Source organism: Halorussus limi, from assembly GCF_023238205.1.
GTDB classification, from domain to species: domain Archaea; phylum Halobacteriota; class Halobacteria; order Halobacteriales; family Haladaptataceae; genus Halorussus; species Halorussus limi.
On sequence record NZ_CP096659.1, the window covers coordinates 2,007,648 to 2,029,813 of the forward strand.

Annotated in this window: 32 protein-coding genes and 1 pseudogene; 12 read left to right on the plus strand and 21 right to left on the minus strand. The window is 63.1% G+C overall.

From position 1 onward, the window contains the following. Positions 1–180: 180 nt before the first annotated feature. The 10 genes from M0R89_RS10335 to pth2 form a co-directional block, all read right to left on the minus strand. On the minus strand, positions 181–423 hold the full coding sequence (locus M0R89_RS10335; RefSeq protein ID WP_248649004.1) for a DUF3194 domain-containing protein: 243 nt from the start codon (positions 421–423) through the stop codon (positions 181–183). Continuing rightward, the gene (locus M0R89_RS10340; protein WP_248649005.1) at positions 424–825 is read right to left on the minus strand and encodes a prefoldin subunit beta; all 402 of its coding nucleotides are present in this window, start codon (positions 823–825) and stop codon (positions 424–426) included. It abuts the gene before it with no gap. 146 nt (positions 826–971) lie between these two features. After that, positions 972–1,241 carry a KEOPS complex subunit Pcc1 gene (locus M0R89_RS10345; RefSeq protein ID WP_248649006.1) on the minus strand — a complete coding sequence of 90 codons (270 nt, stop codon included), beginning with the start codon at positions 1,239–1,241 and terminating at the stop codon, positions 972–974. A gap of 13 nt (positions 1,242–1,254) precedes the next feature. Continuing rightward, a complete protein-coding gene (locus M0R89_RS10350; RefSeq protein WP_248649007.1) occupies positions 1,255–1,389 on the minus strand; it encodes a DNA-directed RNA polymerase subunit P in 135 nt (44 codons plus the stop codon). Then, a complete protein-coding gene (locus tag M0R89_RS10355) occupies positions 1,386–1,667 on the minus strand; it encodes a 50S ribosomal protein L37ae (protein WP_248649008.1) in 282 nt (93 codons plus the stop codon). The genes M0R89_RS10350 and M0R89_RS10355 overlap by 4 nt, the downstream gene beginning before the upstream one ends. A 163-nt stretch (positions 1,668–1,830) precedes the next feature. Further along, a complete protein-coding gene (locus tag M0R89_RS10360) occupies positions 1,831–1,998 on the minus strand; it encodes a DUF8015 family protein (protein ID WP_248649009.1) in 168 nt (55 codons plus the stop codon). A 252-nt stretch (positions 1,999–2,250) separates the two neighbouring features. Continuing rightward, a complete protein-coding gene (locus M0R89_RS10365; RefSeq protein ID WP_248649010.1) occupies positions 2,251–2,988 on the minus strand; it encodes a DUF2103 domain-containing protein in 738 nt (245 codons plus the stop codon). A gap of 62 nt (positions 2,989–3,050) precedes the next feature. Then, positions 3,051–3,431: a zinc ribbon domain-containing protein gene (locus M0R89_RS10370; protein WP_248649011.1), complete on the minus strand. Its 381-nt coding sequence runs from the start codon at positions 3,429–3,431 to the stop codon at positions 3,051–3,053. A gap of 53 nt (positions 3,432–3,484) precedes the next feature. Beyond that, positions 3,485–4,822, minus strand: a complete 1,338-nt coding sequence (gene truD, locus M0R89_RS10375; RefSeq protein WP_248649012.1) for a tRNA pseudouridine(13) synthase TruD — start codon at positions 4,820–4,822, stop codon at positions 3,485–3,487. Positions 4,823–4,975: 153 nt separating this feature from the next. Continuing rightward, positions 4,976–5,314, minus strand: coding sequence for a peptidyl-tRNA hydrolase Pth2 (gene pth2 / locus M0R89_RS10380; RefSeq protein WP_248649013.1), 339 nt, complete (start codon positions 5,312–5,314; stop codon positions 4,976–4,978). Between the two features lie 463 nt (positions 5,315–5,777). Here pth2 and M0R89_RS10385 point away from each other — a divergent pair, with 463 nt between their 5' ends. The 3 genes from M0R89_RS10385 (at position 5,778) to M0R89_RS10395 (ending at position 8,023) form a co-directional block, all read left to right on the plus strand. Continuing rightward, entirely contained in the window at positions 5,778–6,059 is a 282-nt protein-coding gene (locus tag M0R89_RS10385; RefSeq protein WP_248649014.1) for a hypothetical protein, read from the plus strand. A gap of 429 nt (positions 6,060–6,488) precedes the next feature. Beyond that, positions 6,489–7,124 (plus strand): dCTP deaminase, encoded by a 636-nt coding sequence (dcd, locus tag M0R89_RS10390; RefSeq protein WP_248649015.1) that lies wholly within the window; start codon positions 6,489–6,491, stop codon positions 7,122–7,124. Then, entirely contained in the window at positions 7,124–8,023 is a 900-nt protein-coding gene (locus tag M0R89_RS10395) for a thiamine-phosphate synthase family protein (RefSeq protein ID WP_248649016.1), read from the plus strand. Before dcd ends, M0R89_RS10395 begins: the two co-directional genes overlap by 1 nt. A 16-nt stretch (positions 8,024–8,039) precedes the next feature. Here M0R89_RS10395 and M0R89_RS10400 read toward each other — a convergent pair whose 3' ends face one another. Both M0R89_RS10400 and M0R89_RS10405 read right to left on the minus strand, forming a co-directional pair. After that, the gene (locus M0R89_RS10400) at positions 8,040–8,288 is read right to left on the minus strand and encodes a DUF8593 domain-containing protein (protein ID WP_248649017.1); all 249 of its coding nucleotides are present in this window, start codon (positions 8,286–8,288) and stop codon (positions 8,040–8,042) included. 280 nt (positions 8,289–8,568) lie between these two features. Beyond that, positions 8,569–8,811: a DUF8593 domain-containing protein gene (locus tag M0R89_RS10405; RefSeq protein WP_248649018.1), complete on the minus strand. Its 243-nt coding sequence runs from the start codon at positions 8,809–8,811 to the stop codon at positions 8,569–8,571. Between the two features lie 110 nt (positions 8,812–8,921). On the opposite strand from M0R89_RS10405, the gene M0R89_RS10410 reads away from it, so the two are divergent. After that, positions 8,922–9,599, plus strand: coding sequence for a class I SAM-dependent methyltransferase (locus tag M0R89_RS10410; protein ID WP_248649019.1), 678 nt, complete (start codon positions 8,922–8,924; stop codon positions 9,597–9,599). A gap of 226 nt (positions 9,600–9,825) precedes the next feature. On the opposite strand, the gene M0R89_RS10415 is transcribed toward M0R89_RS10410, so the two are convergent. After that, positions 9,826–10,581, minus strand: coding sequence for a DUF7001 family protein (locus M0R89_RS10415; RefSeq protein ID WP_248649020.1), 756 nt, complete (start codon positions 10,579–10,581; stop codon positions 9,826–9,828). 88 nt (positions 10,582–10,669) lie between these two features. On the opposite strand from M0R89_RS10415, the gene M0R89_RS10420 reads away from it, so the two are divergent. Beyond that, positions 10,670–11,242 carry a nitroreductase family protein gene (locus M0R89_RS10420; RefSeq protein ID WP_248649021.1) on the plus strand — a complete coding sequence of 191 codons (573 nt, stop codon included), beginning with the start codon at positions 10,670–10,672 and terminating at the stop codon, positions 11,240–11,242. A 315-nt stretch (positions 11,243–11,557) separates the two neighbouring features. On the opposite strand, the gene M0R89_RS10425 is transcribed toward M0R89_RS10420, so the two are convergent. The 6 genes from M0R89_RS10425 to M0R89_RS10445 form a co-directional block, all read right to left on the minus strand. Further along, positions 11,558–13,279 (minus strand): hypothetical protein, encoded by a 1,722-nt coding sequence (locus M0R89_RS10425; RefSeq protein ID WP_248649022.1) that lies wholly within the window; start codon positions 13,277–13,279, stop codon positions 11,558–11,560. After that, positions 13,276–15,138 carry a UvrD-helicase domain-containing protein gene (locus M0R89_RS10430; protein ID WP_248649023.1) on the minus strand — a complete coding sequence of 621 codons (1,863 nt, stop codon included), beginning with the start codon at positions 15,136–15,138 and terminating at the stop codon, positions 13,276–13,278. The genes M0R89_RS10425 and M0R89_RS10430 overlap by 4 nt, the downstream gene beginning before the upstream one ends. Next, positions 15,139–16,257 carry a hypothetical protein gene (locus tag M0R89_RS10435; protein WP_248649024.1) on the minus strand — a complete coding sequence of 373 codons (1,119 nt, stop codon included), beginning with the start codon at positions 16,255–16,257 and terminating at the stop codon, positions 15,139–15,141. A gap of 316 nt (positions 16,258–16,573) precedes the next feature. Next, a complete protein-coding gene (locus tag M0R89_RS23555; protein WP_438267665.1) occupies positions 16,574–16,720 on the minus strand; it encodes a DUF7563 family protein in 147 nt (48 codons plus the stop codon). Further along, positions 16,717–16,911: a hypothetical protein gene (locus M0R89_RS10440; RefSeq protein WP_248649025.1), complete on the minus strand. Its 195-nt coding sequence runs from the start codon at positions 16,909–16,911 to the stop codon at positions 16,717–16,719. The genes M0R89_RS23555 and M0R89_RS10440 overlap by 4 nt, the downstream gene beginning before the upstream one ends. Then, the gene (locus M0R89_RS10445) at positions 16,912–17,121 is read right to left on the minus strand and encodes a hypothetical protein (RefSeq protein ID WP_248649026.1); all 210 of its coding nucleotides are present in this window, start codon (positions 17,119–17,121) and stop codon (positions 16,912–16,914) included. A gap of 504 nt (positions 17,122–17,625) precedes the next feature. Between M0R89_RS10445 and M0R89_RS10450 the strand changes: the two genes are divergently transcribed. The 4 genes from M0R89_RS10450 to M0R89_RS10465 are packed head-to-tail and all read left to right on the plus strand — an operon-like array spanning position 17,626 to position 19,143. Then, entirely contained in the window at positions 17,626–17,859 is a 234-nt protein-coding gene (locus M0R89_RS10450; RefSeq protein WP_248649027.1) for a hypothetical protein, read from the plus strand. After that, positions 17,856–18,383: a hypothetical protein gene (locus M0R89_RS10455; protein WP_248649028.1), complete on the plus strand. Its 528-nt coding sequence runs from the start codon at positions 17,856–17,858 to the stop codon at positions 18,381–18,383. The genes M0R89_RS10450 and M0R89_RS10455 overlap by 4 nt, the downstream gene beginning before the upstream one ends. Positions 18,384–18,385: 2 nt before the next feature. Continuing rightward, positions 18,386–18,955 carry a hypothetical protein gene (locus M0R89_RS10460; protein WP_248649029.1) on the plus strand — a complete coding sequence of 190 codons (570 nt, stop codon included), beginning with the start codon at positions 18,386–18,388 and terminating at the stop codon, positions 18,953–18,955. Further along, positions 18,952–19,143, plus strand: coding sequence for a hypothetical protein (locus M0R89_RS10465; protein WP_248649030.1), 192 nt, complete (start codon positions 18,952–18,954; stop codon positions 19,141–19,143). Before M0R89_RS10460 ends, M0R89_RS10465 begins: the two co-directional genes overlap by 4 nt. On the opposite strand, the gene M0R89_RS10470 is transcribed toward M0R89_RS10465, so the two are convergent. Then, positions 19,140–19,421 (minus strand): hypothetical protein, encoded by a 282-nt coding sequence (locus M0R89_RS10470; protein WP_248649031.1) that lies wholly within the window; start codon positions 19,419–19,421, stop codon positions 19,140–19,142. The two genes, M0R89_RS10465 and M0R89_RS10470, sit on opposite strands and share 4 nt — an antisense overlap. Before the next feature lie 697 nt (positions 19,422–20,118). After that, positions 20,119–20,817 (minus strand): hypothetical protein, encoded by a 699-nt coding sequence (locus M0R89_RS10475; protein WP_248649032.1) that lies wholly within the window; start codon positions 20,815–20,817, stop codon positions 20,119–20,121. Here M0R89_RS10475 and M0R89_RS10480 point away from each other — a divergent pair. The 3 genes and pseudogenes from M0R89_RS10480 to M0R89_RS23435 all read left to right on the plus strand — a co-directional run. Continuing rightward, positions 20,807–21,307, plus strand: coding sequence for a hypothetical protein (locus M0R89_RS10480; RefSeq protein ID WP_248649033.1), 501 nt, complete (start codon positions 20,807–20,809; stop codon positions 21,305–21,307). The two genes, M0R89_RS10475 and M0R89_RS10480, sit on opposite strands and share 11 nt — an antisense overlap. Before the next feature lie 93 nt (positions 21,308–21,400). Then, positions 21,401–21,808 (plus strand): hypothetical protein, encoded by a 408-nt coding sequence (locus M0R89_RS10485; RefSeq protein WP_248649034.1) that lies wholly within the window; start codon positions 21,401–21,403, stop codon positions 21,806–21,808. A 190-nt stretch (positions 21,809–21,998) separates the two neighbouring features. Then, positions 21,999–22,103, plus strand: a pseudogene (locus M0R89_RS23435) (AN1-type zinc finger domain-containing protein); the annotation flags it as partial. Positions 22,104–22,166 lie beyond the last annotated feature (63 nt).

The following is a 22,166-nucleotide window of genomic DNA, read 5'->3' on the forward strand; positions in this document are numbered from 1 at the left end:
ACTCCCGAATCGGCGTCGAAAGAACACCGCAAGGTACCCCTACCCGCGGTGTTCACCGCATTTCGGGCGTTATAAATAGGTCTTGTGGTATTTGAACGGGTCGCGGTGTCGAGGGCGCGGCGACGCCGCTCGCGAAGTAGTAGCCATCGAGAAATGACCGCGAAAGCGGCGCGTCCGAAGTCAGTCCTCGGCTTCGTCGAACAACTCGTCCACCGCCGAACGGGCCGCGAGCGCGGCGTCTTCGGCGATTTCGTCCTCGTCGTCGGCCTCGGGCGCGTTGAGGTAGACGTCCACGTCGAGAACGCCGTCCTCGAACTCGACGGTCACGTCGAAGTCCCTGACCGTGGAGTTCTTCAGCCGAGAGAATATCAGTCCCTCGGCCGCCTCTGCGGCCGTCTGGACGACTTCGTCGTCGGTCGGCATCTATGCGCCGCCAGCGCCGCCGCCCATGCCCGGTCCTTGCGGGCCGCCGGGGCCGCCACCGCCGCCGAGCATGTTCTGAAGCTCGGACTGGAGGCTCTCGAACTGGTCCTGCACGCGCTCCTCCTGCTTTTCGAGGGTCTCGACGCGGATTTCGAGGCTGTCGACCTTCTCCTCGAGGTCGTCCTGGGCCTCGTCGTAGCCGGTCTTGACGAACAGTTCGCCGACCTCGCGGTACATCGTGGTGTCCTCGTCGATGTCGTCGAGTTCGTCGAGGGCGGTCTGGGCCTCGTTGAGCTGGGTCTCGGCCTGATTCTTCTGCATGGCGACCTGCTGTGCGGTCTCCTGTAGGTCCTGCAGCTCTTCGAGTTTCTCCTGTGCTTCTGGTGGTAGGTTACCCTGCATACCTACGGAAATGCGACCCGGACAGAAAAACCCCCGCTTTCGGTTTTTCGTCGCGGTCGGGCGTTCGGAAACATCTCAGTTCCGGAGCGGGCGGGGCGTTCTCCCGGAACGTGGCTCGCGATTCGGCCGTTCGGAACACCGAGCGGTCACGCGAGTCCCGAGGTTCGCTCCGCGACCTCGACCAGCGACCCCCACGTGTTACACCCCGCGCGGAGCGCCACGAGGTCGTCGGCGACGACCCGGACCACCACCGCGGCGTCGTCGCGGTCGACCGTCGCGGCCGAGCGGTCGCCGTCGATTTCGCCGACCTCTTGGGCGACGGCGCAGGCGACGGCGCGAGCGCGCGCGGATGAGTCGTACTCGAACCGAAGCGTCGCGTCGTGCGGTCGAACGGTCGCGTCAGAAGAGTCGCCCATGAAGAGAGGCGAGTTACTGGACTTCGACTTCCTTCACGTCGCGGCTCCGCTCCTTCAGGAGGACGCGGTGTCCGCAGTACGGACAGCGGACGCCGCCGTACTCGTCGAGTTCCACGTCGCGCTTACACCGCGAACACTTGTAGCTCATTCTTCGTCTTCGCCGAGCGCGGCACGGATGGAGCGTTTGACCGTCCGGCCCGCGGGCGTCTCGGGGCGGTAGGTGCCGCCCGCGTACTTGTAGCCGCAACTGCTGCACTGCCAGATGCCGGTGCCCTGACGGTCCACGTCGTCGGCATCGCACTCGGGACAGGTGTGGTCGGCGTTCATGTCGCTCTCGATGTCGGCGACGCGCTTGCGGGAGACGCGGCCGTATCGCGCACCGAAGCGACCGGCGCTACCGGTTCGGCTCTTCGTGTTTTCGGCCATAGTACTGCGGATTTGTCCCGGCGCGCTGATAAAGCCTTTGAGTCGAGACGACGGTCGGGCGACCGTCGTGGTCGCTGGCGCCTCGCCGCCGGTCGGTCCACCCCGAGCGAACAGTCGGTTCACCCCCGAACGGGACGGTTCGCTCCACTTTCGAACGTGGCGGTCACTCCCCGATGTCGGCGGGCGGGTTGAACAGTTCGTGGCCGATGACCGCGAGCGAGACGAGCATCCCGGCAATCGCGCCCGGAAGCCCCGTGAACTGACCGACCAGAAACCCTCCCCCCGAGAGCAACGGGATAGCCGCGAGGACCGCGTCGTAGTGGCTGACCATTGCGTAATTAGATATAATTACCACCCACAAGAAGGTTGGGGCCTTCGATTCGGGCCGTTTTCGTCGGGAGTCCTACGCGCGCCGGCCCCAAAGCTACAGGGGCCGTACTCGGACTCGAAAATGGTGCCGCGGAACACGTCCGGCTTACCGTCGGTTTCCCGTCTCAGCGTCGTCTCCCCGTCTCTGCGCCCGCTCCTCGGCGACTCCGTTCTTCTCGACTAAGTTCTCCGGAGACTCGACTCCTCGGAGTGTTTATCCCGACTGAAGACCCGCCTCGGCCAGCGCGTCGTTGAGGTCCGCCCGGACCTGTTCGCCGCGCTCGCGGTCCATCGCGGTCGTGACGACCCGGTTCTCCTGCACGCTCGACCCGTCGCGCAGGAGCATGCGGACGTTGCCGTTCTCGTCGGCCCGGGTCGCCTTCGCCCGGACTCCGGTCCGACTGCCGGACCCGCCGGCGTCGATGGGACCGGGGATTATCTTCTTGACGTGGGGGTGGCCCGCGACGGTCTGGATGGCGGTCCGGCCCGCCCGGTCGCCGATGAGCGTGGAGTGACTCCCGCCCAGTTTCTCGGCCGGAGTCGCCTCCACGACCTCTAACGCCCGGTCGTTCCGGCGCGCGAGGACGGTTTCGACCGCGCCGTCGCCCTCCCCGCCGTCGCCGATGCGGTAGAACGAGTGGTGGAGTTGGCTCCGGGTCGCCCGAAGCACGTCGCGGTCGCCCGCGGCGTACACCTCGTCGGGGCGCTTGCGCCGCACCTCGTCGGCGACCCGGCCCGCGAAGTTCCGGAGTTCCACGACGCCCGCCTCGCCGCCGTCCTCGGGCGTGGTCGTGACGTGGGTCTCGCCGACCACTTCCTCGTCGTCGAGCATCGTCAGCGTCGCGCGGTCCCGGTCGAGTTCCAGCACCACGGCGTCGGCGTTGGGCGTCCGACAGACCAGACAGTAGTCGCCCGGTCGTTCGAGGCGAGACGCGCACTGCCGACACTCCATGTCCGGACCTAACTCGGATGCGGATTTAACTCCCTTGCTTTCCCCACATCGACCGACAGGAGTTAGCTCGCCCGCGTGGTCTCGGACTCCGTCCCGGTCTCGGCCTCGGCCTCGACCGGCGGGCCGGGGAGTTCGGTCCCGCAGTTCTGGCAGTAACTCGCGTCGGGCGACACCGACGCCCCGCACTCCGGACAGGCGGTGCCCTCGCGCACGACCCGGCGCTGGGCGTCGTTCAGGTACTTGTACCCGCCGTAGACGAGGTTGACGAGACCGAACGACCACCATCCCGTGAGGACGGCCAGAATCAGATGGACGGCGAGGTTCCCGACGTTGCGTTTGACGAGGACGACTCGCTCGGGCGTCTCCGACTCTATCTTCCAGCCGCGAGCGATGGCGTCGTCGATTTCGCGCTGGAGGTTCTCGCTTCTGTTGGCGTAACTCATCTCCGACCGGATACGACGGCTTCGGGGATATCGTTTGAGGCCCCGGCGCGGACTCACTCCTCGGCGGGGTCGGTCTTCAGGAACTCCCGGAGGACGACCGTGGCGTACGACCCCTTCGGGAGCGTGAACTCGAAGGTCAGGGGGTCGCGCTCGATTCCGAGGTCGGTCCGGACCAGAACTGCACGCCGGGTGCCCGTCGAGTGGAACTCGCCCGGCAGGTCGAAGTCGTCCGATTCGAGGGCCAACTCCTCCAGCACCTCGCGCTCGATTTCTCCGGGTTCGCCCTCCGCAAGTTCGGTCTCAGTCCCCACGAGCGGCGCGGTCACGAACGCTCGGCCGCGCTCGCAGTGGCGTGCGACCGTCTCGACCCGGCGCTCGGTCACGCGCTGCTCGCGGTCGGGGTCGGGGAGTTCGACGCCGTCGACCGTCTCGGCGAAGCAGGCCACGTCGCCCGCCACCGGGCGGTGGAACGGAAGCCCGCGAGAGAGTCGCTCGCTCAGGATTCTGTTGAAGGCGTACGACTGGGCCGCGTTGACGAACAGGCGTTGGAGGTTCGAGGGCACGGCTTCGAGCGCCGCCCGGAAGTCCTCGGGCCGGTCGCCGCCCGACTCGACCAACCGGTTCGCCATCGCGCGCTCGAAGCCGAGTCGCGCGGGGATAGCGTCGAGCGCGGCCTGCCAGTCGCGCTCCTCGAAGGCGGCGGCGGCCTCGCGCCGGGCGCGCTGGCTGTCCTCGGGTTCGGTCTCGTATGGGTCGGCGACGTAGGCCCGGACCGCCTCCTCCCACTCGCCGCGGACGACGCGGAGACCCACCTCGTGGGTGACGGGGCGGCGACTCCCGAACCGCTGCTGGCCGAAGAAGTTGGGGACGCCGACCGCGCCCGGAGACTCGTCGGCCCACTCCGCTAGCTCCTCGCGAATCTCCCCGGCGTTCTCGGGACGCTCGGGGTCACTGACCGCAATCTCGAACTCGTTGCCCGCGAGGTCACCGAACTGGAGTCCGCGCCCCGCGCGGCCCAACACTTCGATATCGGCGTCGTAGACGGACACGTCCGCGAGGTCCGACTCGTCGACCTTCCGGAGGGTGAAAAGCTGGGTCGTGACGGCGTACTTGTCCTTGGTTCCGGCCCACGAGACGCGCTCGCGGCTGATTCCCAGCGCGTCGGCGAGTCGCTTTGCGAAGTCGTTGGTGTCCCACTCCCGGAGGGTCGCCCGGACGACGAGGTGGGGGTACGACCCGGGGTCGGCGTCGGCGGGTTCGGCGTCGAACCGCTCGATTTCGCGGACCCGGAAGTCCTCGGGAGAGGCCCTGAGCCGACCGCCGACGCCGTCCGCGTCGCTGACGAAGGATTCGATGCCGACCGCCCGCTCGACTGGGTACGCCTCGCGCATTCGACCGTGCTTGGTGGTCGGGGCGCTTGTATCTGACTTCCTGCGACGGGTACGGATTAGATTCTCGAACCGGACTGTCCTCGCCGGAAGGACTACTTGGTCTCGGAAAGTCCCCGCCACTCGGTGGACTAATCGGCGTGCTTCGACGAAAATTCAGTACAGCGAGAGGTGGCCCGTCACCTTGTCCACGATGTCGTCGTCGGCCGGACCGACCGCCAGCGCCGTGACCGTGCCCGGGTCGAGTTGAGTGTGGCCCGCGTCGCGGACGATGGCGTGGGGAATCCCCTCGGCGCGGGCCTTCTCGGCGAGTTCGAAGAGTTCGTTCTCGCCGTTGCCCTTCACGACGACCTTCTTCTGACCTCCGCCCTTCCACTCCTTTCGGGCCTTCGTTCCGGTGTCCTCGTAAGCCGACAGCGAGGCGTGGGCGACCTGCGCGGCCAGCTTTCCTTGGCCCATGCCGAGGTCGGCGCGGGCGACGATGGTCTGTTTCATACGACCGAGTCCGGGTGGGACGCGTATAGAAGTAGTGATACGCGGAAATGGGCTTTTTCTCCCTCGTCGTGGCTCCGTCGTAACCCTCACTACACGATGGGTTTTGGCGGATGTGCTGGATACAGGACGTGTATCTGTCCATTGGTTACGAACAGACTGACGAGTTAGTAGTGCAAATCAATCGTCCTGTACTGCTGTTCATTCGACGTTTTCCATGACCAGACGTACGCTCGCCCACGCCGAGGAGTGGACCCGACCGCTGAGAGAACGGTCGACGGAGAGTAGTCGGTTAACAGCGTCTTGTTAGGTAACATTCGTGGAACAATGACCATCCCTCGGTTATTTTGAGCGCAGTGGGTCAATTTGTGACTTCCATTGAAATCGTCGGAACAATCCTCGTCGTTTATTGAAAACTGGAGTGAGCGATTACCGGCCCGGAGACGACCGGGCGGAGAGACGAACTATGAGCGACGAAGAGACAGAAACAGACGAGCAACGTACAGACGAAGCCCGGCGGTCCTTCCTGAAGAAAGGCGCACTCGCGTCGGGGGCGCTGGCCCTCGGCGGTAGCGCGATCGACTCCGCCGCGGCGCAAGAGACGACGACGACATCGACACAGGGCGGCATTCAGGCCTTGGTCTTCTCGTACAACTACTACCCGGGGACCACGTTCACCGTCGAGGGACAGCTCCCCGGCCCACTGACGCAGGACATACTCGACGGCGTGCAGGACCAAGGAATCTAGGCCATCCCACAGCCCGGGTCCTACAACGGCTACGTCGTCAGGTATCGGTTCGCCTCCCAAGGACAGACGCAGGGCGGCGCTGGCCAAGGCGGGATTTTCGCGATGATCTTCTCGAAGCAGTCGCTCCAAAAAGACAACGCGTATCAATTCACCCCGCAGGCCAAAGTCTTGAGCCCGGAACTTAACCTGCTACAGGCGCAGATCAAACAGGCGCTTAACTGACGACGAACAGACTGGCGGTAACCAGACGTCTCGCCAATAATCCTCCCCCAATTGCTACACGCTCCGTATTGCTAACCTCCCACTCACCGACTGTGACAAACACATTCTCTGTATTCAGGACGCGATTCCATCACACACTGAGTGTTTCGCCACCGCCGCCGAAATCGGACCGCCACGCTTTACCTCCCGCCACCCTCTGCTACGAGTATGATACTCTCGGACGCCGACATCCTCGACCGGATGGCGGCAGGCGACCTCGTGGTCGAACCGCTCGACGACCCCGAACTCCAGATTCAGCCGGCGAGCGTGGACCTCCGCCTCGGTCGCGAGTTCTTGGAGTTCCAGCGCACCAACATCCCCTGCATCCACCCGACGAGCGAGCAGGAGGTCTCGGAGTACGTCACCGAGACCGTCGTCGAGGAGGGCGACGACTTCATCCTCCACCCCGGCGACTTCGTGCTGGGGACGACCAAAGAACGGGTCGAGATTCCGGCAGACCTCATCGCCCACGTCGAGGGTCGGTCGTCGCTCGGTCGCCTCGCCGTCGTCGTCCACGCCACCGCCGGCCTCTGCGACCCCGGCTACGAGGGCCAGATAACCCTCGAACTCTCGAATCTGGGCACCGCGCCGGTCGCGCTCGAACCCGGCATGCGCGTGTCCCAGTTGACGTTCACAGAACTCAAGACGCCGGCGGACCGCCCGTACGGCGAGGACCGCGGGTCGAAGTATCAGGGCCAGTCCGGCCCGCAGGCCTCGCGCATCCAGAGCGACCACGAGTTCGGCGGCGACCAGAAGTCGGGCGCGGCCGACCCCGCCGACCGACGGGAGTCGGGTGAGAACTGATGCGGTTCGCCGAGGAGATAGTGGTCGAGGAGTTCCTCCCGACGGTCCGGTCGATGCTGGCCGAGGACCTGCGCGACCGGGGACTGACCCAGAGCGAGGTGGCGGACCTGCTGGGCATCAGTCAGAGCGCGGTGTCGAAGTACGCCAACGGGGAGGTCGAGCGCAACGAGCGCATCCTCGCCGACGAGCGCGTCGTGAACCTCGTCGGCCGACTCGGCGAGGGACTGGCCGAGGGGACGACGAGCAGGGTCGAGGCGCTGGTCGAAATCGAGATTCTGATTCGGCGACTCGAGAACCGCGACCTCATCGCCGAGATTCACGAGGCCGAGATGCCGGAACTCGCGGGCCACGGCGGCGACTTCGACGTTCACGACCCCGAGGGCGACCTCCGGACGACCGAGCGCGTCCGGTCGTCGCTCCGCCGGGGCCTGACCATCGTCGAGAGTTCGAGCGGATTCGCGTCGCTCATCCCCGCGGTGGGGTCGAACCTCTGTGAGTGTACGCCCGACGCCGACGGCATCGACGACGTGGCCGGCGTCCCCGGCCGCATCTTCGACGTGAAGGGGCAGGCGACCATCCCCTCCGAACCCGAGTTCGGCGTGAGCGAACACGTCGCCTCGCTCCTGCTGGCCGCGCGCCGGAACGGGAGCGACGCCAACGCCGCGCTGAACGTCCGGTACGACCCGGACATCGTGGCGGCGCTCGAAGACGCGGGCCACGTCACCGCCGAGTTCGAGGCCGAGTACGACGACATCGGCGCGGTGGTCGCGGCGGCCCTCGACGCGACGCCCGACGCCACGGTCCTCTACCACACCGGCGGCTACGGCGTCGAACCCATCGTCTACCTGCTCGGCGACGACGCCGAGGCGGTCGCGGAGATGGCGCGCAACCTCCTCTAATCCGGCGCTCGCCGTACTACTCCAGCGGCCGATTCCGCAGGAGAATCTCGCCGTCGTCTCGCTCGTCCACCCACTCCGACTGGAGCGAGAAGGCGTCGTCGTCGGCCTCGTGGCTCCCCCAGTCGAGTTTGGCCTTCAGTTCCTCGCCCAGACTGGGGTCGGGTTCGACGTACGCGTCGCCGTCCCGGACCTCGGTCACGACGCCGATTTTCTGCCGGTCGGCGTCGAACACGGACGCGCCCTCGTCTGCTTCGGTGAACTCCATACCCCCGCGTTCGACGCCCTCGGGGAAGACGGCTACGGCCACGCGGACGAATCCGGGCGACTCCGGCCGCACGTGGCGGAGATTCGACCGGGAGCCTTCGCCGCGGAGATTCGCCCGGAAGTTCTCGCGGCGGGGTTCCGACCGCCGCGGAGTTCGGTCGCAGCCGTCGGCGGTACTTCGGAAGAAACGTATATATTTCTCTGAAACAGAAATTTATTTGGCAGGGGCTTCTATATCGTGCTTCCGACCAGCGAGAACGGAGTCCGCCGACCCGCGGCGGCTACGACTTCACGTCGAGAACGAGTCGGTCGTCGGTGATGTCGGCGACGCTCTCGTCGTGGACCGCGTACGTTCGCTCGTCGATGCCACCCTGCGGGAGTCGCGTCTGCATCTCCTCTACGGTCTCCTCGTCGGCGCTGACGTGGGCCGCGCCGTGGTGAACGTCGACCACGGTGCCGACCTCCTCTCCCTCGGCGTCCACGACCGTCTTGTCCACGTCGTCCTCGGTGAGCGCGACTGTCATGGTGACGGAGTACGGCGTCGCGGTCCTTCAGGTCGGTGGCCGCGGGCTATCGGCGACCGCAGAGACCGAGCGCCCCATCGGTTTAGTCCCCTGCTGTCGTACGCTCCGACATGTCACGCGACGCGACCGCGGCGGCACAGCAGTTCTACGGCCGGTGGGCCGACTTCTACGACCTCCTCGCCCGCTCGACGCCCGGCCTCGGGGACCTCCGGGCGCGGGCGGCCGACGCGCTGGCGCTCGGCCCCGGCGACACCGTGGTCGAGATGGGGTGTGGCACGGGCGCGAACTTCCCGCACCTCCGCGAGCGGGTGGGACCGTCCGGCCGGGTCGTCGGCGTGGACTTCACGCAGGAGATGCTCGCGCGCGCCCGCGACCGGGTCCAGCGAGAGGGCTGGCGGAACGTCCACTGCGTCCGGGCCGACGCCACCGAAGTCGAGTTCTGCGAAGCCCCGGACGCCGTCCTCGCCACCTTCGTCGTCGGGATGCTCGCGGACCCCGCCGGAGCGGTCGAGCGGTGGGCCGACCGCCTCGCGCCCGGCGGCCGACTCGCGCTGCTCGACGCGGCCCAGACGACTCGGTGGTTCGGCTGGCCGGTCAATCAGGCGTTCCGCGGCCTCGTCGTCGCCTCGTCGCCCAGCGGGACGGACGCCTACGACGCCCCGCCGTGGACGGTGCTGGACGGCCGGGTCGCGGCGGCCCGGCGGGCGCTCCGAAAGTGTACCGACGAGACGACGCACAGCGAACACGCGCTCGGAGTGGTCCGAATCACGGCCGGGCGCGTGAGCTAATCGGGCCTCCAATCGGGTCTCGCCGCCAGAAGGGTCCAGTCGGGTAGTGGTCGGGGATACCAGCCCCGGACGACAGTACTGACTGGCCAGAGTCGCAGTGTCGCCGGTTCGAGTTGGGTGCGCGACGCGAATAAACCGGTCCCATCGGACACTCGGCGTCTGTCAGACCGCGCCCGAATCGAGAACTGGGGCCGTGAGCGGAGGGCCGACGGACTGAGCGGCCGGGCTACCCGTAGAGTTCGGCGTGTCGCTCGCAGAACTCGGGGTCGCGCAGTTGGGCCGCGACCACGCCCGGTTGTCGGTGCGGGTTCGAGAGCCGACACCCCGACTCGTCGCAGAACCCCTCGCCCGTGCGCCAGCAGTGGACCGTCTGCAGGACGTAGCCCTTCAGCGCCTCGGTCGTCCGGGGGTCGCCTTCGACCAGAAACTCGCCCTCGACTTCGTTCTCCAGCACCTCGCGGGGCGGCGCGTCGCCCGAGAGCAACGCCGTCTTCCGCTTGGCCTCGTAGTACGCCTCGGGCTTGGCGGGCGCTTCGTAGAGGCCCGGAATCGAGACGAGCGCGGGTTGGCCGAGGACGTTCACGCGCTTGTGCCACCGGCCGTCGTGGTCGCCCCACGTCCCGACGGCCCTGTCCAGCAGGGCGACGTGGAGGTGGTCGAGCGCGCGTTCGCCGTCGGGAATCGCAGGGTTGAGCGCGCGCTGGAGCGCCGCGCCGTCGTAGAGGACGCCGCCAGCGCGCTCGGGGTGGTCGAGCGCCCGCTCCTCGTACCGGACGACGCCGAGCATCGCGTTGCCGGTCTCACGCTCGAACGGCGAGAGGACGCGGGCCTCCGCGAACCGCTCGGGCAACTCGTCGGTGCGGTGTTCGTCCAGAAACCGGTCGCGCACCGCGACCGACTCGTCGATTCGGTCGCGGAGCCAGTCGGCTATCTCGTCGGCGTCCGCGGCGGTCGTCGGGGTGCGGTAGAGCGTTACCGCCATATTATGGGGTTGTACCACTGGGAGAAACACGTTGCGGTTCGGCACACCACGGCAACCCATAAGTGTCGTCTCAGCGAACAGGTTGCCGATGGTGGGCGCTCCCGAGTACCACGAACGCACGAAGCACGCTCCGAGCGATTTCGAGAACGTCGACTTCGAACTCGACTTCGAAACGCTTCCGCGGCCGTTCAAGACCTACCGCGACCACCCGTCGGTGGACCTCTCCGCAGCGACGGCACCGGTCCGACCGGCGCTCTCCGCGGTCGCCGAGTCCGGGGCCGACCCGCTCGCGGACACCGACCAGACGGCCCGCGACCGCGTCGACGCCGAGACGGTCGCCTCGCTGTGCTACTACGCCGCAGGCGTCAAGGGCGAGCGCGACCACCCGGCCGGCGAGGTCGGCCACCCGACGTACTACCGGATGGCGTCCTGCACGGGCAACCTCCACCACATCGACGTCTACGCGGTCTGCGCCGACCTCGACGGTCTCGACGCCGGCGTCTACCACTTCGACCCCGCGACGTTCTCGCTGGACGTCCTCCGAGAGGGCGACCACCGCGGCGTCCTCGCGGCGGCCACGGGCGACGACACCGGCGTCGCGGACGCGCCGGTCACCCTCGCGCTCACCTCCGAGTGGTGGCGCAACGCGTGGAAGTCCTAATTGACTCGCGGGGAAACAAACAACGCGATACTATACTGTCACGATACCCGCCGGTAACGACGACTTGAGACAACACGAAAAAGAGCGCGCAGGTCTACGACCGAAGCCGCGAGAGAGTCGCGGGTTCGCCGCAATCCCGACACTCGAAGAGCGCCGAAAGGTCCGTCGGTCGGAGGGAACCGCCGCACTCCGGGCAATCGGCAGGCGATTCACCTGTCTGCCGGGCCACCTGCCACTCGAATTGCGCGGGCGTCATATCCTCTAATTCTTCCGCGTAGCGCCGTTGATTCTCCCGGTCGTAGTCGGGCGTGTCCGTCATTGTCCCACCTCAACGTCGGACGGGTTCATATCGGCGTAGACCGACTGGGCGAGACTGTGGGTGTTCTCACCGAGAATCCCGTCGTCGGGGTCTTCCATCCGCAACCCGGCCTGTTCCGCCACGCCAACGAGTGCTTTGTACGGGGGCTTTGCGTCCGATAGGTCCGTGTCGTACTCGTCGCGGGCCAACAGACAGGCTTTCAGTAGCGTCTCGGGGTCGGAATAGACCGCGCTCTCGTCTAGACCGTGTTCGACCGCGACGGCTTTCAGGTCGTAGGCGTAGTAGTCGCTCATGTCGTCGTCGCACCCGGTTTTGAGCAACGGCAGGTCGAACCCGAGACGTAGGAGTTCGCGGTAGCCGTCGAACCACTTTTTCCCGTTCACGGGCGTTGCGCCCGCGTGGTTCAACTTGTTCGCACCTATCAGGGCCATCTCTATGACTGTCCCGTAGCCGCCGTCTTTCCCGGTGTCGTGCCAAATGTCGTCGGTGACGTAGTTCGCCGTCCCGTTGCTGTTCGGTCCCCACGTCGGATAGAAGCCCTTGCCCTTACCGGACGTGGCGTTCTCGTTCCACGACGAAACGATAGTCTTCTCGGCGACCCGCGTAGCGTCCAACGAGTCCAACGCCCGGTAGACTTCGTTCCAATTCCCGACCGATCCGCTCGGCGCGTTCTCGGCAACGTCGGCGTCGGCAGGGTCGCTCTCGTTGGCGTCGTCGGACTCGGTATCAGCTAGCCACGCTTCGAGGGCGTCCCGCCACGTCTCGGCGTTGTCGGAGTAGTCGGGCCACAGGGCCGCCACGAGCGCGCCCACGCGGTCGGAGTAGTCAGACGTGTATCGGGCCGCCCATTCCTTCGCGGCGTCACGTTCGGCCTGTCCGACCGCCGAGAGCGGCGTGTAGTCGTAGGCGGGCGTGTCCGTATCTATCGGTGTCACCACGCCGTCCATACTCGCGTGCAACGACAACGGAGCCTTGTAGGCCCGGTTCTTGTGGTTCACGCCGTGGTCCGGTTCAAACACCCCTTCCGTCTCGGGGACTTCGCCCGTCACGCGGTCGGACACGTTTTCTAGCCACTCGTTGACCCGCGCCGGGAGTTCCTGCATGAGACGCGCCCGGTCGTCGCGGTCGAACTCGTCGGCGATAGGAGCGGCCACCGACGGGGCAACCATGACGTAGGCCCCGCCGACCGAATCTAGAGCGAACACGGCGTCCCTGTCGCCCGCGAGTTCCGCGAACGCTCCGATGTAGCGGTCTAGGGCGTCTTCTATCGCGTCCTTCGGTATCTCGCCGTCCGGCCTGTCGTGTTTCACGTCGTCGGCTAGGTCCACGTCTGCGAACGGCGCGTAGGCGCGTAGGTCGCCGTAGTCCGGATTCGGACTCTCGCCGTCCGGCCACACGAAGCCGCCGTCGTCGGCGTAGTTGAAGGGCTTCCACGCGCCCATGTAGAAGTCCTGTTCGGCGTAGTTGACCGTCGAATACAGCACGCGCTCTAGCTTCTCTCGTATCTGTTGGTAGTCGGCCCCAAGAGCGTGCGGGCGTTTGCGTCCGGCGTACCCGTCCGGCGCGTCGGGCTTCGTTGCGTACCACCGCTGGAAGTCGGCGGTGGCCGGACAGAACAGACCGTCCATCCGCCCGAGTTCGCGGTAGACCGCCGCCGCGTTCTCGTAGTGGCGGTCGATCCGGTCTTTCCCGACCGACTCGGTGGTAGCCGCCGTCATGCCGCCACCCCCGCGTTCTTCGCCTGTTCGTAGCCGTCGCGGGCCATGTCCAACAGGTTGTTCGGCAGGTAACTGTGCATCCACTCGAAGCCGTCGCGTAGCACGACGAGACGCTTTGACGCCCGCGTGAGAGCCACGTACCACGTCCGACACTCGTTGGCGCGTGCGTCGGCGTCTCGGCTTATCTCGTCTTGTATCTGCCCCGTGATACCGTCGTAGACGATTACGTTGGCGGCTTCCGTCCCCTTCGAGGCGTGGACGGTGTAGACGAGTGTTTCCACCTGTCCCACAGGGCCGTCGTTCCGTCGAAGCGCGGGCTTCAACGCCTCTAGGTCGCGGGTGTCCAACGACGACCGCCCCGCCGGGTTCTTCGCTAGCTCACCCACCGCCCGCGCACCCGTAGTGTAGGTGGTCCAAAACTCGTCTTCGACGTACTGCCGGAGTTCACCAACCGTCGTCTTTTCCTCTAGTTCCCTGATTTCTTGCGCGATTTCCGTGGTTTCGTCCCGCGACTGTGCGAGATTGTCCACCCGCGTATGCCGGAGCAACGCCGCCGCTTCCGGCGGGTCCAACTTGATGTTCGTGGACCGCGACGTGTCCGTGTATTCGCCGAGTCCGTGGCCGTTGAAGTCGCCGGGGCGTAGCCCCTCAATTTTCTGTAAGGCGTTGTAGACCGCCGTGCGTGTGTTCATCTCGCCCCGGTCGCCCGCCTGCCACCCGTCGCGCTTCATGCTGTTCTGTGTCTGATACAGCACGCCCGCTTTTTCGAGGGCCTTCGCTACGCCGTCGGCCTGCTTGCGCGTCCGGGTAAGGAACATGGTGTCCTTCCCGACCTTTTCCACAAACCAGACCGGCGACCGTTCTTCCGACGGTTCCGGCACGTCCCACCCGTTGTCGCGGGAGTACCGGAAACTCGGACTCGTACCGTCCGAGAACGACCCGGTGGTAGTGCGTTCGACCTGTGGCGGGTCATGCGCCTGATTCAGCACACGCTCCGCGACAGACCAATGCTCGTAGGGCACGCGGTAGGTCTTGTCCAACAGCACTTCCGGCAGGTCCACGCGCTCGTAGAAGTCGGGGTCCGCGCCCGCGTAGGAGTTGACGACTTGGTGCGGGTCGCCCGCGAAGATCACCACTTCGGCGTCGTCGGCCCAATACTCGGCGAGTTTCGCCATAAGGGGCGTGGCGTCGTGGTACTCGTCTACGACGAGAATATCCCGGTTCGGCGTCTGTTGCTTCGTGATTGGCCGCAACAGCATCTCGTAGTAGTCTATCAGGCCCTTCGTCTCTTTGTAGTCCTGCCAATCCTGCCACACTTTCGCTATGTCGCCCTGCCACTTGTTCCGAAGGTCGTCAATCATGGGGGCTTTGTTCAGGTCTTTCGTTTTCGTCGGGTTCAGCAGGTTATTCGCGCAGTAGTAGAACGTGTCAAACAGGAGTTCGCCCGGCGGTTCGTCCCACGGGCTACGCTTTTGGAACCGGATATTCCACTTCTTACAGAAGTCCTGCTGGTCGTAGTAGCCCGCCACGTCCACGTCGCCCCCGGCGACCCGGTTGGCGACCGCGTGAAACGTCCCGATGTACCGCGTCGGCCCCTCAGATGGGTTGGCGAGTTCCGACGAATCAACGAGTCCCCATGCCGCGAGACGGGTCAACGTGTCCTTCGCCAAGCTCTTGCGGTACGTGACCCACGCCACGTCGTCTATCTCGTAGTCGTAGTCTCGGAGTAGTCGCCCGACGCGCCCCGCCGATTGGGTGGTCTTTCCGGTCCCCGGCGGGCCGTTCAGTTTCACCGACGAGTCCGGCGGGTACTCGTCGATACCTGTCAGATTCACGTCGTCTAACTCTAGGTCCACCATCTAGAGTTCACCCCCGAGTCCACCGACGGTTCCCATGCCGCCATCGTCGCCGTCGTCGCCACCGTCGGCGGTGGCTTCCGGCGTCTCGCCGTCGGTGTCCGTGGTCATTTCCTCTAGCTCGCGTTCGGTCGCTTCGGTCGCCGTCTCGGGGGCCGGTTCGTACTCGTTGGGTAGCGCGAGTTCCGCCGAGAGTTCCCAATAACTGTGAACAGTCTGTCCGTAGTATTTCTGTGCGGAAACGGACCCGTCGTAGCCCGTCGTGTAGTCGCGCCCATCCAACTCTAGTTGCAGGGCACGGGTAGATATGCCGTTGTTCTCGGCGACCCGTTGGGCGAGTTGGCTTTGAATCCCGATCCGGCGCACGTTGTCGGTCGTCGGTTCAATTTCGCCGTCGTCGCTACCGAACGCCGCCCACCACTCGGGCGTATCCGCCTGTTTCACGTCCACGTAGACCCCGTTCCGGTCTATCATGTCCCCGAGAGTCGGGTAGCCCGTGGCGTTCCGGATGTGGTTCTGGAGTTCTTCGACGGCGGCGGTGCGCGGGCCTTTCGTTTCGACCACGCGCTCTTTCGTCTCCATCTGTTCGACCACGAACTGTCGCCACGTATCGCCGGAGCGCAGGTCTTTTACGGGCTTCGCGGCGTCGTTGCCGGTCGCTTCGAGGTACATATCCCGGAAGTCGGGCCACGAAAAGTGACCGCGCCCGTCTTTGCCGGACTGCGTTTCGACGGTCGCCGTGCCGAAGTCCCACCGATACGTCGCGTCTTGTTTGTGGTCGGTGGTTTTCACCGTGACGACTTCCTCTAGCTCCGTCTCTAGAACTTCATTGAACGGGCGGCGGTCGGCCTGTTTCTTCGCTTCGACCTTCTCTTGAATCACGCCCTGAACATCCGTCTTGTTGAAGTAATCGGCAGTATCGGCTATCGCCGAGACATGGACGCCGGTACTCGATTCGCCGAACCCTTCGAGCAGGGCGTCGGCGACGGTATCTGCGAACGTGTGGACGGCTTCTTCTTCGCCCGCCCCCTTCTCGGCGGGGCTAGCGTCGGCGACCGATTCGATTTGCGCCAACGCTTCGTCTCGGGCGTCGGCGACCATCCCGCGAAGGTCGTCGGCCATCAGGCACTCACCCCCGTTCGCCGCGTCTCTATACAGGGAGGGTCACTCGGGAGGGGTGCGAGTTCAACGCAACCCCCGTCGGGGAGGTGGACCGAAGGGGTCGGCTTTAGATAGCAACTTTGGTCCGGTAATCCCAACGTTAGTTTTGTCTTGTTGGTGTTGGCACGGTGGTTGTTCTCTTGTGCTGTTGTGTGTGTAGATTGGTCCGTAAGGGGTTGTTCGAGGGGGGTATATAAATCACGGACTGAAATCGCACCCCTCCCGAGTGGCCCCCTATAATAGAAGGGCAGAACGCCACGGGTGATTGGCACCGCCATCATCGGCTATCCCTCCGTTGCTGGATAGCGTACATGACGTTGCCCCCTGTGCAACACTCGATACAGGCTAAGAGCCGCCCGTCAACCTCGAAGACCCGATGGAACTCGTCGGTCACGGGCGACCCACAGTAGTCGCACTCCATCATGCGCCGATCCCCCCGAGAGCGAAGGCGACCGCCGCGAGTGCGAGTATGAGAGCGAAGGCGACGACGAAAGCCGCAGGTCGAACGCCGAGCGCGGCGCGCGCCTCTTCCGGCGGCTCTTCGTGCATATCGGGGTCGCACGCCATCGCGCGGTAGACTTCGCGCCATCCGGCGCTCTCGTCGGCGTGCGCCATCTAGCGCTCACCTCCTCCGACTAGAAGGGCCGCAAGTTCGGCGCACGGCAGGTCGGTAGCGGCCAAATCTCGGAGCAGGTCGGCGTTCTCCGCGATTTTCGCAGGAATTTCCTCGTCGCAATCTCCGCAAACGTACTTCTCGCCGGGGCCGTCGCGCAGGTGGCCGTCGCACTCCGGGCAAGTGTGGTTCTCGTCGTCCCACCCCGTCATTGGTCCTCCCCCCGCTTTTCAGCTATGAGTTCGTCAAACTCGGACGGGGACATATTCCGCGCCGACTGCCAGTAGCTATGGTCCTGTTCCGTCTTCTCGGATTTCCGCGGGTTCCGTGTCATGGTTTCTGTCCATGAACGCTCGAAACCGCGGTACAGAGCCGACGTAACAACGGGCAGACACAAACCAGAGGCTTGAAGTCTGCCCTTGCCGTACAAGGTACTGTACGGATTTGGGTAGACGCCATCGGCATCCGTACCGGTTTTCAACGGGACGTGTTGAAGGCACGTCCCGTGTACCCACCCCCGCGAGAGGGTGGTTCGTAGGTTCGTCGCGTTCTATCCTAACCGAGTAACCGCACCCGTATTAACAATTTTTAGGTATGAGTGGTGTTTCCTCACGGTTTGTGTTTACTACTTTGTAACACATATCTATACTTGTGAATGTGTATTTGAAAATCCCGAATAAACTAAGGCTCAACCCGCCCAAACACGATATATGGAAATGACAAAGAGCGATATCAAAACGGCACTCGCCGAAAGCGACCGCCCCGTCATGTCGGTCGCGCACCTTACCGACGCGCTACCTGCCAGCCATGTGACTATCCGGAACTACTGTTTAGCGTTGGCCGAGGCAGGAGAGCTTGAAACCGTCAAAATCGGCAAGGCAACAGCGTTCTACCTGCCCGAAAGTCACACCGAGTCCGAACCGACGGACCCCGAGAAAGCGAAAGCATGACCAACCAAATATCGCTACCTGAACACCTGCGAAACACGAAGCGGGACCGCGAGAGACGGCGGGCATTGAAGCGAACCCGCCGCCACCACCAATACGAGAAGGCCCGCGAAACCGCTCACTCCGGCGGCTACACGGAAGCGGAGCGACGAGAGCAGGCCGATCCTCTCGGAGCAGACCCGGTGTTCATCGGCCAAATGGCGAAGGTAGACGAAGAACTCGCCGGACCTGACCCGGCGGATCGCGTCAGATGGGCCGGGGAACCCGGCCCGGAACACGGGCTAGACCCGCGCACCGAACGCGAACGTGACCCGGTAACGGAGTTCGACGTAGACCCGGCGACCGCGCAAGTCCGAGACGACGACCCGGCGGTTCAGGTCGAAGCCGATACACGGCTACACGGGTTCGTAGAAGCGTCTCTATACGAGCGCGAGACGGGGACGACCGACCGCCAACCGGGAGTGAACATCGAGGCTACGTTACCCGACCTTGGCGCGGTTGAAGACGACATCCTCGAAGGGTTGTAACCATGAGCCTGTCCCGTGACGACCAACCGAAAGAAGCGCAGAAAGACGCGATAGAGCGACAGAGGGAAGCCCGCGAGACTGAACGGGAGTGGTCGCAACACCGCGGTAATTTCCAACGTGGTATGCAGACCGCCGGACTAGCCGCGGAGAAGGCCGAGTGGCTTGAGAGGTTGGCGCAGACGGACATGTCCGACGCTTCCATCAACCTGCTGGATAACATGGTGGATCGGACGTTCGTACTCGGCTACCTCAACGACGCCGAAATCAACGAGATAAAGTGGCGGATGCACACGATGTATCTGCGTATCTGCGCGCTCTTCCCGCCGAAGAACTCCCAAATGCAGGGGCCGGTGCGGGCGTTCTTCTTTGACGACGCCGACCAAAATCGGACGTATCTCACCGACGAGCAGAAAACGATTATCGCCCAAATGATAATCGGGATATCCGTCTACGTGAGTCGGTCGAAAGAAGGCTTCCAGCAAGAGAAAATGGTCGAATCCATCACCGTGTCCGAAGTCCGGAACCCCGATGAAGACGACGATGACGACCTAATGCGGGGTATCTTCTCATGAGGGCAGTCGCGCAACTCGTCGGCACGGCGGGAATATTCGGAGTTGCGGCGGGTGGCGTGGCAACTCTCGTTCTCGGGATAATGACCGTAGGTGAAGCCTTCGAGAACACGGGCGGCGGTCTGCCGTTCGTCGTGTTCATGTTCGCCGTGTTGGTCGCCTTCGGCGGCTATATCGGCGGTGGGGATTAGCGGCGTAGCTCTCGGGGAAGCTCCGGTATCTGAACGTCGGTCTGTGCCTGTTGTCCCGCTCCGGCGGTCCCCGAGTGCTGTCCCTGTTGCAGTTGCTCTATCTCGTCTTCGAGAGCGTCTAGGGCCATGCCGAGTCTCTTATCAAAACCAACGTCCGAAAGCGTGTCCTCACTAAACAGCGGTCCCTCTCGGACGTTATGACTTCGGCGGATTATCTCGTTCACTCGTTCTTCCGTGTCGGCGTAGATGGCTAGCCGCCGGTAGTCTTCATCTGCCATGTCTCATAGTTGCAGACACGGGAGTATAAACGGTGTACGTAGGGTACATGCCCATTTCGCGGTTGGATCGCGTTGGTGAGAGAGCATAGAAAATCGCCATACAACGCTGGAATGGCGCACCACAAACAGACGGGACGCGCCTATACTGTATATGCTAACGCGCTTAGACAGATTTTCTCCCTCCGCTGGTGACACGGGCATGTAGCGGTCGTTTGTTTTCGTTGGTTTACTACCGGATTTCAAGCGCGGTCGGACCCGTCCGAGTCGGGGGTTCGTACCAGTACCGTGCGAAGAACAGTGGTCGTCTCGCTAGCTAGCCGGTCGTCGCCCTCCGGACGGGACGGCACAGGGGCCACGTTGTCCATGCGTGCGCGAGAGCCGTCCGTAGGCAGTCGTCAGTCCGTTGGCTTCGCCGTGGTCCTTCGCCCCTATCCTGTGGGCTTCGTGGCGGCGCTCGGAGAGGCAGGCCGCTCACAGACACACACAACCCCTCCCCCTATGCAATATCTATATTAATCCCATGAAGATTCCGTGCCGCTCGCGCTATCGGTTCCGGTGGCCTTCCGGTTTTCTTCGCGTTTCCGCGTGATTCAGCGTCCTATGAGGGTGTTTCGGGCATCCATACCCCGGCTTCGAGGGCGGGAGGACAAGTCCGAGAAGTGGATCGGTTGCAGACAACCTCGTTTTCGCTATTCTGCTACTCTTCGTCTTCCTCAAATAGACAGTTGAGGAAGTCGATCCACTCGCGGAAGGGTTCGTGTTTCCTCATTCGCTCTCGGTTGCCTTTCAGTAAGGTGTCTATCGTTAGCTCGTTTACGATGCCATCCGCGTGTAGGAGCATGAGTTTCCCGTTAGAACGGTTGAAAGCGAACTGTGCGCCGTGCGCGTATGCCTCTTTGATATCTACCTCGAAGGTTGTATCCTGAACGAAGGATTTCCGCTCTTTCTCACTCGCGTCTATCAACCCAGCTAATACCTCGCTCAGTCGGATTACTTCGGCATCGCCTTCGGTAGCGATAATCCCCCAATGTCTCGCCCAATCAAACACCTTCTCGAAGTTGACCAAGGCTATGGAATCACCGTCAAACTCCATTGCATTTCGCGCAGTGCCGAGTGTCCGGGTGAACAAGTACGCTTCTGTCTCTAAGTCGTCACGCCAATAGGTTGAATCGGTAATTGACTCGTTCTCACCTTCGTCGTTTGGTTCTGTGACATGAATGCCATAGTCGCCCCACTTGCCGTTCTTTTTTCCTCCGGGAAGGATTGTAGCGTGGCGGTTCGATTCGGTGAAATCGGGGCCGACGGTCACACCGTCGCTTGTCGTCTCGAAGACAAACGACCGTTCGTTGGCTATGATTTTGACTTTCTCGTCAGTCAGTTCGATCTTGAACTTCATCACTGGTCATGTTAATCAACCTGTTTGCAGGTTTTGTTATGAAGGAGTAAAGTCTTTGCCGATGCTAGGTTATGACATACTCTTCGACTGTGCCGAGAAACGCAGTAGTGGGTATTTAAAGAGCAGGCCGGGAGAAACACGTTTGAGTTTCAAGGAAAGTAAACGGAGGGGGAATGAATTATCAGGTTTCAGTATGAGGATTCTGCTAATGGGTTCGCGTACTGATGAAGTTCGCTCAATGATGGAAAAGCTCGAACGGAAATCATACATCAAAGCACAAGAGAGTGACCGGTTCTCAGAACTCAAATCCTCGTTTTACACGGTTCACTCGCCCGGAGAATATACTACTGAACTCCCATATCGGGACTATCCCGTCGTGGAAGCCGCAGATGGCATGACTGCTCAAATCGTGTCCGGGTGGATACAGAGGTTGGATGAAGAGGTGGAACAGATTGATGGAGTCGCATGGGCCATCTTTGTGCCGGTGTAACTCGGGTATAGAAACCAGAATTTGCTACATCCAAATCTATCCGATATTTCTTCAGACATAGTTTTATAGATGTAGGATTTCAACAGCCGCGATATGCCCGAGTGCGCCCGATGCGGGGATTTCACCGACAACCCCGCCGAAGACCAGTATCATTACTGTGATGGCTGTCTGGACGATTTTGAGAAGGTTCAACAAAACGGGGTCGTAATCGAATCACTCGGCCCAAACAACGGATATCGCATTATTCCCCCGGCGTCCGCTGATTTTGCAAGTGGGAAGGAATCGAATCAAGTTGATGCACTCGCACGCGGGAAAAAGGTAGCCGAAGAGCTTGGGGTAGATTGCCTGTTCAAATATGGCGGGACTGGTTCTCAATGGCTAGTAGATGAGTACCTCAAATCCCATCCAGAAATCAGAGCCAAAGTCCAAGACCGCCTAAGTCGAGTCCCTGAGTCCTCTTCACCGGGCGTGTTAACCCGACTTCGGAATCTCCTTTCCTAACATCATAGCTGTGGAACCTAGGACTGTGTTCAGAGACTCCTAAGTTCGTCGGACTCGTTCACACGCCCGCGAAAAGCGATATAGGCTATTTGTGCTTGATTGATCCCACTCCCGTAGAACCCGGTTCAACTCCCCTCTCTGATACATCGGAGCAAAATAATTAACTTAGGACAGTTTGAGGGGTTGGGTAATGGGTAAGTGTTCGATCTGTGGGGAGTCAGACGGCCTAACGCGGACGTGCAACTACTGCGGTCGTAAGGTCTGTTCTTCCCACACACTTCCGGAGAAACATAATTGTCCGTCTGCCCGCCCTGCAAATGACGCAGGAAAGCACTTCGAGAGCGCGTTTGACGATTCG